Source organism: Burkholderia sp. Bp9099, assembly GCF_003857805.1.
In the GTDB taxonomy this organism is placed as follows: Bacteria; Pseudomonadota; Gammaproteobacteria; order Burkholderiales; family Burkholderiaceae; genus Burkholderia.
The window spans coordinates 38,404-51,455 of the sequence record NZ_QTPU01000016.1 but is presented as its reverse complement, the minus strand read 5'-3'; the positions used below and the strand labels follow the sequence as shown (position 1 = coordinate 51,455).

General features: G+C 67.1%; 12 protein-coding genes and 1 pseudogene. 6 read left to right on the top strand and 7 right to left on the bottom strand.

The window, feature by feature from the left end:
• Positions 1-163: 163 nt before the first annotated feature.
• The 4 genes from DIE17_RS19825 (at position 164) to DIE17_RS19810 (ending at position 6,397) form a co-directional block, all read left to right on the top strand.
• A complete protein-coding gene (locus DIE17_RS19825) occupies positions 164-463 on the top strand; it encodes a hypothetical protein (RefSeq protein ID WP_124487113.1) in 300 nt (99 codons plus the stop codon).
• A 468-nt stretch (positions 464-931) separates the two neighbouring features.
• Positions 932-2,536, top strand: coding sequence for an EAL domain-containing protein (locus tag DIE17_RS19820; RefSeq protein ID WP_124487114.1), 1,605 nt, complete (start codon positions 932-934; stop codon positions 2,534-2,536).
• Positions 2,537-2,787: 251 nt separating this feature from the next.
• On the top strand, positions 2,788-5,154 hold the full coding sequence (locus tag DIE17_RS19815; RefSeq protein WP_124487115.1) for a DNA polymerase II: 2,367 nt from the start codon (positions 2,788-2,790) through the stop codon (positions 5,152-5,154).
• A 115-nt stretch (positions 5,155-5,269) separates the two neighbouring features.
• Entirely contained in the window at positions 5,270-6,397 is a 1,128-nt protein-coding gene (locus DIE17_RS19810) for a molecular chaperone DnaJ (RefSeq protein ID WP_124487116.1), read from the top strand.
• A 45-nt stretch (positions 6,398-6,442) separates the two neighbouring features.
• Here the strand turns inward: DIE17_RS19810 and DIE17_RS19805 are convergent, their stop codons facing one another.
• The 6 genes from DIE17_RS19805 to DIE17_RS19780 all read right to left on the bottom strand — a co-directional run bounded on the left by DIE17_RS19805 (position 6,443) and on the right by DIE17_RS19780 (position 12,026).
• Positions 6,443-7,348 carry a LysR family transcriptional regulator gene (locus tag DIE17_RS19805; RefSeq protein ID WP_124921228.1) on the bottom strand — a complete coding sequence of 302 codons (906 nt, stop codon included), beginning with the start codon at positions 7,346-7,348 and terminating at the stop codon, positions 6,443-6,445.
• Between the two features lie 79 nt (positions 7,349-7,427).
• Entirely contained in the window at positions 7,428-8,672 is a 1,245-nt protein-coding gene (locus DIE17_RS19800; protein WP_044848815.1) for an acyl-CoA dehydrogenase family protein, read from the bottom strand.
• A 38-nt stretch (positions 8,673-8,710) separates the two neighbouring features.
• Positions 8,711-9,469 carry an SDR family NAD(P)-dependent oxidoreductase gene (locus tag DIE17_RS19795; protein WP_124487117.1) on the bottom strand — a complete coding sequence of 253 codons (759 nt, stop codon included), beginning with the start codon at positions 9,467-9,469 and terminating at the stop codon, positions 8,711-8,713.
• Between the two features lie 7 nt (positions 9,470-9,476).
• A complete protein-coding gene (locus DIE17_RS19790) occupies positions 9,477-10,241 on the bottom strand; it encodes an SDR family oxidoreductase (RefSeq protein ID WP_044848813.1) in 765 nt (254 codons plus the stop codon).
• A 58-nt stretch (positions 10,242-10,299) separates the two neighbouring features.
• On the bottom strand, positions 10,300-11,331 hold the full coding sequence (locus DIE17_RS19785; protein WP_124523748.1) for a phosphotransferase: 1,032 nt from the start codon (positions 11,329-11,331) through the stop codon (positions 10,300-10,302).
• Positions 11,332-11,351: 20 nt separating this feature from the next.
• Positions 11,352-12,026 (bottom strand): histidine phosphatase family protein, encoded by a 675-nt coding sequence (locus DIE17_RS19780; protein WP_124523746.1) that lies wholly within the window; start codon positions 12,024-12,026, stop codon positions 11,352-11,354.
• A 210-nt stretch (positions 12,027-12,236) separates the two neighbouring features.
• On the opposite strand from DIE17_RS19780, the gene DIE17_RS19775 reads away from it, so the two are divergent.
• The gene (locus DIE17_RS19775) at positions 12,237-12,392 is read left to right on the top strand and encodes a DUF3309 family protein (protein WP_124487150.1); all 156 of its coding nucleotides are present in this window, start codon (positions 12,237-12,239) and stop codon (positions 12,390-12,392) included.
• Positions 12,393-12,502: 110 nt separating this feature from the next.
• Here the strand turns inward: DIE17_RS19775 and DIE17_RS19770 are convergent.
• A pseudogene (locus DIE17_RS19770) lies at positions 12,503-12,810 on the bottom strand (hypothetical protein); the annotation flags it as partial.
• On the opposite strand from DIE17_RS19770, the gene DIE17_RS19765 reads away from it, so the two are divergent.
• Positions 12,809-13,030, top strand: coding sequence for a hypothetical protein (locus DIE17_RS19765; RefSeq protein WP_124520974.1), 222 nt, complete (start codon positions 12,809-12,811; stop codon positions 13,028-13,030). The pseudogene DIE17_RS19770 and the gene DIE17_RS19765 sit on opposite strands and share 2 nt — an antisense overlap.
• The last annotated feature ends 22 nt before the right edge of the window (positions 13,031-13,052 follow it).

Genomic DNA, 13,052 nt, shown 5'->3' with positions numbered 1-13,052 from the left:
TCGATCCGGTGCGGGCGAGCTCGAACCGGCGCGGCAGCCGCGCGGTCGCTTCGGTATGCACATGTCGTCGCGCACGGGGCCGGAACGCTGAAATCCAATCGCCCCCGACGACGCCGAACTCGGATTCGCCGACGGTGTCGAACGTGCATCGCCGGAGAGTCACATGAAACGCGCCACCCCGTTCGCCCTCCTGATCCTGCTCGCCGCCACCAGCTTGCCGGCACTCGCCGGCAGTGCCGCGTCGCCGGTCCCGCAGCAAGCGAAAAACTGCGTACCGTCCTCCACGTCCGCTGGCACGGCGCCCGGCTCCCGCGCTGCATCAAAAGCGCCGCCGATTCGCGTGTGCGTCGGCGATCCCGACACGCAGCTGAACTTGCCGTGGTTCCTGACCGACGTCCTCACCGCCGTGGACACGCATCAATCTCCCCGCGACCTGCTCCACAAGATGCGCGACGATTTCTGAAGCGCTGCTGTCGCCGATGCACGCGCTGGAACAACCCGCAGCAAGCGGGTTGGGCCTCGTTCAAGGCGCGCCGATGCCTGGATCTCCGGAAGTGACGCGCGATGCAAATATTTCCCCACAAGCATCAATCAAGAAATTACGCGATTTTTGAATATCAATATTTCGTAATCGAGGGCTGCACGCCTTATACTTGCCGCGCACCATCCTCGTGCCAAGAGACGGTGTCTTCTGTCCCGGCCGCTCATCGATGCGGCCGGTTTTTTTTCGTGTGCGATACCGATATACATGCGTGGTCGGGGTATGTTACGGAGAAGCGCCTCGAATCCAGCGCCCCGCCGCGATGCCGCTTCGTGCGTTTCGCGAGCGTAGAATCGCTTTGCGTCCCGATATCGGCGCGAGCCGCGGTGCCTCGGCCAGGCACCGCGAACGCATCGCGTCTATCCATCGACCGGTTCGATCTGCATTCTCATGCGCACAACAACAAGTACGACCCGAGGACCTGCCGCGCCCGCACTGCCCCCGAAGCCCGCATTCCAGCGCAGCGGCGCGTGGCCGCACGTCGTTTTCCCGCTTGCCCTGATCGTCTGCATCCTCGTGTTCGTGGTCGCGCTCGTCGTTGCCGGGCGCCTGGCGCGCGACGCGATCGCGCAGCACGAACGCGTCGTCGCGAACGACATCGTGATATCGGTCGACCGCATTCTCGACGGGATTCGCTCGCGGCACCCGGCCGAGCTGGACGCGCTGGTCGGGCGACCCTGCATGACGATCTTCAGGACGCTCGCCGAAGTAGGCACTCACCTGCGCTATCTTCGGGCCGTCGGGCTGGCGAACGACGGTCGCGTCACATGCTCGTCGGCACTGGGCGCGATCGACGTCCCGCTCGCCGCATACATTCACGCGCCCGAGCCGGGGATGACGGCCATCACGCTGCTTCGGCAAACGCCGTTTCAGCATCGCGTTCCGGTGCTGGCGGCGTTTCGTGCGACCGCGCCCGAATCCGGCGTCCTCTATGTGGTCGAAGGCGACTATCTGGCGGACATGCTCGCGCACGGCACCCGCTTCGGGGCGGAAACGGCCACGCTGTCGATCGAAGGCGCCGGAAGCATCGATCAGCATGGCGCGTTCGTGCCGCCGTTCGGCGCGGCGCCGCCCACCGGCAGCACGATCGCGTCCGGCGCCTGGCCGTTCACGGTCTCCGTCACCTCGTCGGAACCCTACGTTTCGCAGGTGCAGCGGCGCTACGGACTGATCTGCGTGACGATCGCGCTGCTGGTCAACGGCCTCGTCGCGGCCGCGTACCTGCTCGCGATGGCGCCGCGCCGGCTGTTGCTGAAGGCCGTTCGCAATGCGCTGAAGCGCAACGAGTTTCATGTCGTCTATCAGACTATCGTCGATGTCGAAACGCGCAGGACCGTCGGCGTCGAGGCACTGCTGCGCTGGCAGCATCCGAAATGGGGGCCCATCAGTCCGGCGGTGTTCGTCCCGCAGGTGGAATCGAGCACGATCCTGCCGAAGGTGACCGAATTCGTGCTGCGCACGGCCATCTCGGAACTGTCCGCGCTCGCGCCGTCGATGCCGCTGCATGTCGCGATCAACGTCGCGCCGAAGGATCTCGAACGCGCGCGCTTCGTGTCCGTCGTCGAAGACGCGATCCGCCGGCTTCCGCCGGGCTGCACGCTGGTGCTCGAAGTCACCGAGCGCATCCTGCTCGAGAAGAATCCGCGCACCACCGAGATGTTCGCCACGCTGCGCGCGAAAGGCGCGAAGTTCGCGATCGACGACTTCGGCACGCACCACAGCAACCTCGACATGCTGTCGCGCTTTCCGTTCGACTACGTGAAGATCGATCGACAGTTCATCTCCCGGCTGACGACGGGCAACGCGAAACTGATCGAAGGGATCGCCGCCGTCGCGCACCACTACGGCCTGAAGATCATTGCGGAGGGCGTGGAGACGGAGGAGCAGCATCGCGCGCTGCATGCCGTCGGGATTCAGTTTGCGCAGGGCTATCTGTACCAGCGACCGCAGCGACCGGAAGACCTGAAACGGGAATTCGCGCCGATGCCGGCCTAGGGCCTGCGCCGCGGCAACGCTGCCGCAGCTGCCGGCCGACGCGCTCGCGCACTCGACAGACGAATGCGTGCCGCCCGAACGTCATCCGGCCTGCGCGCGACGCCGACTGCTTCACGCGGTCGATGCAACGCGCACCACGTGGCGGATCCGGCGCCGCGTCCTGCCACCCGATGCCAGCGGCGCCGCTTCGGCGGGAACCGCGCGAGAAGCGCTAAAATCCGCCGCCTGGGCATCCACGACGAGCAAGTGTCTTGACTGCGTTCGAGCAGGGTTTCATCCTCACCCGCCACTGGCGGGACACCGCGTCCGGCATCGAGATCGAGTTCTGGCTGGCAACCGAACACGGTCCGCGCCGCGTGCGGCTGCGCCCGCAGGAAGCCGTCGCGTTCGTGCCGGCCGAGCAGCGTGCGCTCGCCGAACGCACGCTGGCCGGCGAGCGCGATGCCGAACTGCGCCCGCTCGCGCTGCGCGACTTCCGCCAGCGCGCGGTGGCCGGCCTCTACTGCCGCCGCTACCGCCATTTGTCCGGACTCCAGAAACGCCTCGCCGCGGCCGGCGTCGACGTCTACGAAGCCGACGTGCAGCCGCCCGACCGCTATACGATGGAGCGCTTCATCACGGCGCCCGTGCAGTTTCGCGGCACGGCCGGCCGCGACGGCACGCTGACCGACGGCGAACTGAAGCCCGCGACCGGCTATCGTCCCGCGCTGCGCTGCGTATCGCTCGACATCGAGACGAGCGTCCACGGCGAGCTGTATTCGATCGCGCTCGAAGGCTGCGGGCAGCGGCAGGTCTACATGCTCGGCCCGCCGAACGGCGACGCGCGCGCCGCGGACTTCAAGCTCGACTACTGCGACAGCCGGCCCGACATGCTCGCGCGGCTCAACGACTGGTTCGACGAACACGATCCCGATGCGGTAATCGGCTGGAACCTCGTGCAGTTCGACCTGCGCATCCTGCATGCGCACGCGGAGCAATACGGCGTGCCGCTGAAGCTCGGGCGCGGCGGCAGCGTGCTCGAGTGGCGCGCGCACGGGCAGCAGCCCGACCATTTCTTCGCGGGCGCGGCCGGCCGCCTGATCCTCGACGGCATCGACATGCTGAAATCGGCGACGTGGACGTTCCCGTCGTTCAGCCTCGAATACGTATCGCAGTCGCTGCTCGGCGAAGGCAAGTCGATCGACAATCCGTATCAGCGGATGGACGAGATCCAGCGCCGCTTCGACCACGACAAGCCCGCGCTCGCGCACTACAACCTGAAGGACTGCGAACTCGTCACGCGCATCTTCGACAAGGCCGACCTGCTGTCCTTCGCGCTCGAACGCGCGACCGTCACGGGCCTCGCGGCCGATCGCACCGGCGGCTCGGTCGCCGCGTTCACGCACCTGTACCTGCCGCGCATGCACCGGCTCGGCTACGTCGCACCGAACCTCGGCGACGTGACCGGCCAGAACAGCCCCGGCGGCTTCGTGATGGATTCGCGACCCGGCCTGTACGACTCGGTGCTCGTGTTCGACTACAAGAGCCTTTATCCGTCGATCATCCGCACGTTCCTGATCGATCCGGCCGGGCTGATCGAAGGGCTCGCGCATCCGGGCGACGACACGTCGGTGCCCGGCTTTCTCGGCGCGCGCTTCTCGCGCACCGCGCATTGCCTGCCCGACATCGTGCGGCGCGTGTCGGAAGGCCGCGACGAAGCGAAACGCCAGCGCAACGCGCCGTTGTCGCAGGCGCTGAAGATCATCATGAATTCGTTCTACGGCGTGCTCGGCTCGACGGGCTGCCGGTTCTTCGATCCGCGCCTCGCGTCGTCGATCACGATGCGCGGCCACGAGATCATGCACCGCACGCGCGAGCTGATCGAGGCGCAGGGTTACGAAGTCATCTACGGCGATACCGATTCGACCTTCGTGTGGCTCGGGCGCGAACACGACGACGACGCGGCCGGGGCGAAGGGTCGCGCGCTCGTCGAGCACGTGAACCGCTGGTGGCAGGCGCACCTGCGCGACCGCTTCGGGCTCGAAAGCGCGCTCGAACTGCAGTACGAGCGGCATTACCGGCGCTTCCTGATGCCGACCGTGCGCGGCGCGGAAGAAGGCAGCAAGAAGCGCTATGCGGGCCTCGCGCGCGCGGCGGACGGCGGCGAGGACCTCGTGTTCAAGGGGCTCGAAACGGTGCGCACCGACTGGACGCCGCTCGCGCAGGCATTCCAGCGCGAACTGTACCGGCGGGTGTTCAAGCGCGAGCCGTACCAGGATTTCATTCGCGACTACGTGCGGCGCACGCTCGCCGGCGAATACGATGCGCAACTGATCTATCGCAAGCGCGTGCGCCGGCCGTTGAGCGAATATCAGCGCAACGTGCCGCCGCACGTGCGTGCCGCGCGGATCGCCGACGAATTCAACCAGGCGCGCGGCAGGCCGCTGCAGTATCAGCGCGGCGGCTGGATCAGCTACGTGATGACGACGGCCGGCCCCGAACCGCTCGAAACGATGCGCTCGCCGATCGACTACGCGTTCTACGTGAGCCGCCAGCTGCAGCCGGTCGCCGATGCGATCCTGCCGTTCCTGCGCGACGATTTCGAACGCGTGATTTCCGGGCAGGGGCAATTGTTCTGAGCGCGATGCGCGGCGAGCGCGGCTGCCCGCGCCGACCGTCTCGCCACCGGACCCGGCGATGCCGGCTAAAATACCGGCCTGCCGCGCCTCCCGCCGCGGCCGGAGGACCTTCATCATGACCGCACGTCGCGGTGCCGCGGTCGCCATCGCGCCCGGTCACGAGACAGCCAGCCTGTCCAAAGCCCAGCAAACCTTCAATACGCTCGTCAAGCACATCGAAAAGCGGCGCGAGCGTCTGGGCGCATGGGAAGCCGTCACGCCGGCCTTCCAGAAGAAATTCGTCGACGGGCTGCTGCCGCTCGAACAGGAAGCGACCGCGCTGCGGATCAGGCTGATCCATCTGCTCGACGATGCGTTCCTGCAGAAGGGCCTGAGCAAGGCCGAGCAGCGCATGCTGTCCGACCTGATCGCCGACATGGCGCGCGACTTGCTGAACGTCAGCGACGACGCGGCGCTGAAGATCATTTACAACCGCCATCGCGCATCCGACGACGCCGGCAATGCCGTGGCCGATCCCGAGCCGATGAAGCGGGAGCCGCAGCCGATGCCCGCCACGGAGCCGGCCGACGATCTCGACACGCTGTCACCCGACGAGCTCGCCGAGCGGATGCAGGCCGAACTCGACGCCCAGTTCGAGCGCGACATGGCCGCTCACGCGGCCCGCGAGGCCCAGCGCGCGAAGCGCAAGAAGGCGCCGAAGCAGTCGGCCGCGCAGGCGAAGCGCGAGGCCGAGCAGGCCGAATCGAGCAAGTCGATCCGTGAGATCTATCGCAAGCTGGCCAGCGCGCTGCATCCCGATCGCGAAACCGATCCGCAGGAACAGCAGCGCAAGACCGTGCTGATGCAGCGGGTCAACCACGCGTATGCGAAGGGCAATCTGCTGCAACTGCTGGAACTGCAGCTGGAGATCGAACAGATCGACCGACGCGCGATCGACGGCCTGAGCGAAGCACGGCTCACGCGCTACAACGGCATCCTCGAGGAACAGCTGCGCGAGCTCGATCAGGAGATCCGGCACGTCGAGAACGATTTCCGGCGTACTTACGGCATCGCGTCGTCCGTCAAGATCGCGCCCGATACCGTGATCCGCATGCTCGCGCGCGACATCGCCGCCATGCAGCGCGGCAACCAGGACCTGACCATCGCGCTGCGCGAGTTCGAGGATCCGGACTACGTCAGGGACTGGTTGAAGGACATGAAACGCCGGCCGGTATCGTCGCGCTTCGACGACGATTCGTTTTGAGCGAAGCCGGCGTGGGCCGGCGCGCGGCGCGCACGCGCCGTCACATCACGGCGACTCGCCGATCCCGCCCATCAGCGTCATCAGCTGCTCTCGCAGCCACTGGCTGCCCTGATCCTGATCGGCGCTGCGATGCCAGTAGCAGAAATATTCGAGCCCCGGCATCTCGAACGGCAGTTCGAGAATCCGCGCGGGGTAGCGCTGCAGCAGCCGCAGCGGCGCCGTCAGCGCGAGGTCGCCGCGCATCGCGATCAGCGGCGCGACCATGTAGTGCTGCACGCGCATCTGGATGTTGCGGCGCAGCCCGAGCCGCGTCAGTTCGGCATCGACGTGCCCGCTGCCCTTGCGGCGGCTCGACACGTGGATGTGCCCCATCGACAGGTAGTCGTCCAGGGTCAGCGTGTCGCCCTTGAACGGGTGGTCGTCGCGGATCATGCACGCGTAGCGGTCGCGCACGAGCAGCGCCTGGTGCAGGTGCGGGTCGCCGATCAGCGGCGCGTCGATCGCGATGTCGACGGAGCCGTTCGCGAGCGCGGTCGCCACTTCGCGGCGGTCCATCGTGTAGCTGCGCACGTGCATGCCGGGCGCATGCGTCTGCAGCAGTTCGCCGAGGGCCGGCAGCAGCAGCGCTTCGGTCAGGTCGCTCATGCTCAACCGGAACACGCGCGCGGACGAAGCGGCGTCGAACACGTCGCCTTCGTGCGCGCTCGAATCGAGCAGCTGCAGCGCTTCGCGCACGCGGCCGACGATGTTCTCGGCCAGCGGCGTCGGCATCATCCCGGCCGGCGTGCTGACGAACAGCGGATCGTTCAGCGTCTTGCGCAGCCGCGCCAGCGCGTTGCTGACGGCCGGCTGCGTGAGGTTCAGCACCTCGGCCGCGCGCGTCAGGTTGCGCTTGTTGTAGATCGCCTCGAATACGACGAACAGGTTCAGATCAATCTTCGAAAGGCGCATCGCCGGATCTCCTTGCCGGCATCTTAATACGGCGTGCGTCTCCCGTTCGCCCACGTCGCTGGCTCGCGCGGTGCGCCGCTCAGCCGCGCGGCGGCCGCGTCAGGTACGGTTCGGTCGAGCCGCGCACGGCGTCCTTGATCTCCATGCGCGCGATCGCCTGCAGGTGCACCTCGTCCGGACCGTCGGCGAAGCGCAGCGCGCGGCCCCAGGTCCACAGGTCGGCGAGCGGCGTGTCGGGGCTCAGGCCCGCCGCGCCGAACACCTGCATCGCGCGGTCGCACACGTTCGTGTAGACGGTCGGCACGAGCGCCTTGATCATCGAGATTTCCTTGCGCGCCGCCTTCGCGCCGACCTTGTCGATCATCCACGCGGCCTTCAGCACCAGGAGGCGCGCCTGGTCGATCTCGATGCGCGAACGCGCGATCCATTCGCCGATCGTGCCGTGCCGGTTCAGCGGCTTGCCGAACGCCTCGCGCGACTGCGCGCGGTCGATCATCAGTTCCAGCGCGAGCTCGGCCGCGCCGATCGAACGCATGCAGTGGTGGATGCGGCCCGGCCCGAGGCGCGCCTGCGCGAGCGCGAAGCCGCTGCCTTCCTCGCCGAGCAGGTTGCGCGCCGGCACGCGCACGTTGTCGAACGTGATCTCGCAGTGCCCTTCGGGCGCGTAGTGATTGACCACCGTGATGTTGCGCACGATCGTCACGCCCGGCGTGTCGCGCGGCACGAGGATCATGCTCTGCTGCTGGTGCGATTCCGCTTCGGGATCGGTCTTGCCCATCACGATGAAGATCTTGCAGTTCGGGTGCGCGGCGTTCGTGATGAACCACTTGCGGCCGTTGATCACGTACTCGTCGCCCACGCGCTCGATGCGTGTCGTGATGTTGGTCGCGTCCGACGATGCGACGTCGGGCTCCGTCATCGCGAACGCCGAACGGATCTCGCCGCGCAAGAGCGGCAGCAGCCACTGTTCGCGCTGCTCGGGCGTCGCGAACATGTGCAGCAATTCCATGTTGCCGGTGTCCGGCGCGTTGCAGTTGAACACCTCCGACGCCCAGCTCACGCGCCCCATGATCTCGGCGAGCGGCGCGTATTCGAGGTTCGTCAGGGCCGTGCCCGGCTCGTCGGCCTTCAGGTGCGGCAGGAACAGGTTCCACAGGCCTTCGGCCTTCGCGCGCTCCTTCAGCGCCTCCATGAACGACACGGGATACTGCCCCGCATGCACTTCTTCGTTCCACTGACGAATGCGCGGCACGATGTGCGCGTCCATGAACGCGCGCACGCGTTCGCGCAGTTCTTCCACTTTCGGGGTGTAGCCAAAGTCCATGATCGACTCCTCGAGATTCCGGTTTCCGTTCGTTCGGTTCAGAAGGCCGAGACACCGCCGTCGACGGCGACGGCCTGCCCGGTCAGATAGCTGTTTTCCTTCGCGCACAGCGTGAGCATCGTCGCGACGATTTCCTCGGGCCGGCCGAGCCGCTTCATCGGCGAGCCCTGCGCGAGAAAGTCCTGGCGCTCGCCGAGGTCGCTGTCGGTGACCATCGGCGTCGCGCTGTAGAACGGGCACACCGCGTTCACGCGAATGCCGTGGCGCGCGTATTCGAGCGCGGCCGTCTTCGTGAGCCCGACCACCGCGTGCTTCGACGCCGCATAGGCGGCCAGCTTCGGCGCGCCGCCGAGCCCGGCCATCGACGCGACGTTCAGGATCACGCCTTCGCGCTGCGCGAGCATCTGGCGAATCTGGTGCTTCATCGCGAAGAACACGCCCTTCGCGTTCACCGCGAAGCTCAGGTCGAGATCGGCTTCGTCGGTATCGATCAGCGCCTTCATCGGCGGGGCGATGCCGGCATTGTTGATGCCGACGTCGAGCCGTTCGAAGCCCGCGACCGCCGCCTGGACCAGCAACGCGACGTCGGCTTCGACGCGCACGTCGCAGCGCTGCGCGATCACGTCGGCGCCGGCTGCGCGCAGCCCCGCGGCCACGCGCTCGAGCGCCGCTTCGTTCAGGTCGCCGAGCGCGAGCCGCGCGCCCATCGCGGCCAGTTCGCTCGCGAGCAGCGCACCGAAGCCGCTCGCGGCGCCGGTGATCATCACGGCCTGCCCGGCATAGCTGTCGATTTTCATCGCGCGCTCAGATCGTCAGGCCGCCGTCGACGACGATGCATTCGCCGTTCGTGTAGCTCGCCGCATCGGACACGAGATACAGCACGGTGCCGGCCATCTCGCGCGGCTCCGCGTGGCGGCGCAGCGGGATCTTCGTCATCCAGGTTTCGTAGATGTCCTTGTCGGCGAACAGCGCGCCCGCGAACTTCGTCTTGGTGAGGCCCGGCAGCAGCGCGTTCACGCGGATGCCGAACGGCCCGCACTCCTTCGCGAACGCCTTCGTCATGTTGACGACCGCGGCCTTCGTGATCGAGTAGATGCCTTGCCGGTCGCCCGGCTGCAGCGCATTCACCGACGCGGTGTTGACGATCGCGCCGCCGCCCTGCGCCTTCATCAGCTTGCCGGCCTCGACCGACATGAAGAAGTAGCCGCGGATGTTCACGTCGACCGTCTTTTCGTACGCGGCGAGATCGGTGTCGAGGATGTGCCCGAAATACGGATTCGCGGCCGCGTTGTTCACGAGGATGTCGAGCCGGCCGTGCTTGCCGCGGATCGTCTCGAACGTCGCGGCGATGTCCTCCAGCCGCCCGACGTGGCACGCCAGCGCTTCCGCGCGGCCGCCCGCCGCGACGATTTCGTCCGCCACCGCCTGGCAGTCGTCGAGCTTGCGGCTCGACACGATCACGTGCGCGCCCTGCTGCGCGAGCAGCTTCGCGATTTCCTCGCCGATGCCGCGGCTCGCGCCCGTCACCAGCGCGATCTTGCCCGTCAGGTCGAACAGATTCGTTGCCATGTTGCTGTGCTCCTCCATTGATGTGTTGTCGTGCCGCCGCGCGGCGCTTCCGTCGCGGTCAGCGCTGCGCGTCGATCAAGTCGACGGCCATCTCGGCCAGCCGGCCGGCCATCGCGCCGACGCGCAGCGCCTGCTCGCTCGACGCGTTGCCCTGCAGCGCGCGCGCCTTCACGCCCTGCGCGATCGCCGCGAGCCGGAAGAAACTGAACGCGAGATAGAAATGCCAGTCGCGGATCGGCTCGATGCCGCGCAGCTCGCAATAGCGCGCGACGATCGCCGCTTCGTCAGGAATGCCGAGTTCCGCACGATCCTGGCCAGCGAGCCCGCGCACCTGGCCGCCCGACGGCAGGCGCAGGCACATGCAGAAATACGCGAGATCGGCGAGCGGGTTGCCGAGCGTCGACAGTTCCCAGTCGAGCACGGCCTGCACGCGATAGCCGTCGCGCGCGAACATCAGGTTGTCGATCCGGAAATCGCCGTGCACCAGCGCGGGCCGGCCGGTGTCCGCCGGGCACGCCTTCGGCAGCCAGTCGATCAGCGTCTCCATCGCGTCGAGGCGCTCGGTTTCCGCCGCGCGATACTGCTTCGTCCAGACGCCGATCTGGCGCTCGAAGTAGTTTCCGGGGCGGCCGTAGTCGGCGAGGCCCACCGCGTCGACGTCCACGTCGTGCAGCGCGGCCATCGTGCGCAGCAGCGCGTCGTAGCAGGTCGCGCGCTCGGCCTTCGGCAGCTCCGGCAGCGCCGGATCCCAGAAGATCCGGCCGTCCTCGAAGCTCATCACGTAGAACAGGCTGCCGAACACGTCGCGGTCTTCGCAGAGGTGATATGGATGCGCGACCGGCACCGCGGTGCCCGACAGCGCACTCAGCACGCGGAATTCGCGGTCGACCGCATGCGCGGATTTCAGCAGCTCGCCGGGCGGCTGGCGGCGCAGCACGTAACGGCCGCTCTTCGCATGCAGCAGGAAGGTCGGGTTCGACTGGCCGCCGGCAAACTTCTCCATGTCGAGCGGGCCTTCGAAACCCGGCACGTGCGCTTCCAGATAGCGCGTGAGGCGGGCTACGTCGAGGGGCTGGGAAGGATTCGTCATCGTCGCGATCGTTCGTGGGGTCAGCCGTAGGTGCGCCACGCATGCCGTTCGGGATCCTCGAGATGCGGGATGCCGTTGAACGACGCGAGGTGGAACGCTTCGGCGTTGAAGAAAAACTGCGAAAGACTGCTGTTGCGGATCTGCAGGTTCAGCGCGATCGCGCTCGACGGCGGTGCGGCAAGCACCTGCTGCACGGTCACCGCGATCGGGCCGCCGGAGCTCACCGCGAGCACGCGCTGGCTGCCGCCGCCGCGGATCGCAGCGCGCGCGTCGGCGACGCGCTGCTGGAAATGCGCCCAGGTTTCGGGGGCGGTGTCGCCGAGCCTGTCGTCGGCCCACAGGTGCAGCACCTGCCGCAGCGCGCGAAAGTGCTCCTTCATCGAGCCGGCTGCGAGCCGCGCGATCTCGGGATAGTCGTTCGCCGCCGCCGCGAACAGCCCGTGGAAGTCGTATTCGTTCAGGCCGGGATGGCGGTCGACCGCCACGCCGTCGCGGCCCATTCCGCGCAGGATCGCGGCGACCGTCTGCGCATGCCGGTTCATCGTGCCGCAGATCACGCGATCGAACGTCAGGCCCTGCCCCGCGAAGTATTCGCCGAGCCAGACGCCCTGCTGCTCGCCGGCCGCGGATAGCCGGTCGTAGTCGTCCGTGCCGAACGACGCCTGCCCGTGCCGTACCAGAAAGAGTTCAGCCATTGCCTGCCCGCCTGAGGGGAAACCGAAGGGTCAGCATAGCGACCGGGTCTGCATTTTTGAAATTTATTTTCTGAATCGGACGCTATTCATCCCATGAATTCCCGGTATCCAAACAGTGCGCTTTCGCCGGCTTGCGCCGATGGCCCTGACCGCGGCACGGGAATTGCGCAAGCAGGCACCGTCATGTCGAACAAATTCAGGAGGGGTGCGATGCTCGGTACAATCCTTATCATCGTTCTGATTCTGCTGCTGATCGGGGCATTTCCAGCGTGGCCGCACAGCCGAAGCTGGGGCTACTGGCCATCGGGCTCCCTCGGGCTGATCGTCGTCATCGTCGTGATACTCGTGCTGCTGGGCCACATCTGAGTGTGACGACGCGTGCCTGCCGGGCGGGCACGCGTCGTTCGGTCCGCGCGCCGTGGCTTCTTTACAAACGCCCGCGATGAACGCCAAGCCGGCAATGGCGAGCCGATAGATCGCTCGGCCGCCTGCTTGGTACGCGCCTTCACGAGCGCGTGCGGCGGCCGGACGGCACCAGCCATTCGCGCTTCGCGCCGTAATACCCGGCGATTCCGAGGAACAGCGTCATCACACCAATCACGATGAGCGCGCTGAACGGCGCGTCGAGCATCACGCACACGAACTCGAGCACGAACGCGGCAACCAGCGGCATCAGCAGCAGCCGGAACGAATAGCCGTCGCGGCCGTGCCCCTGGATCCACCATTTCACCGGCTGGAGTTGCCAGAAGCGGTTGTCCCGGTGGCGTGAAGGCCGTTGTTCCATGTCCGTCCATTCCCGACTGTGCGATTGCGCCGCGTCACTGCATCATGACGGCACCGGCGTCGAAACACGTTCGACCCATGCCGTGCGTCGTGTCCGTGCGCGGCCATCCCGCATCATGCCGCAACCGTTCGTGGAAAACCCGCATGGCGCCCCGAGCCGGCACCCGAACGCGGCAAAACCGAACACCGCAGGTTATCAATTGATCGAAAAGATTCAGTAGACGATGCCTCCTCCGGCGCGCG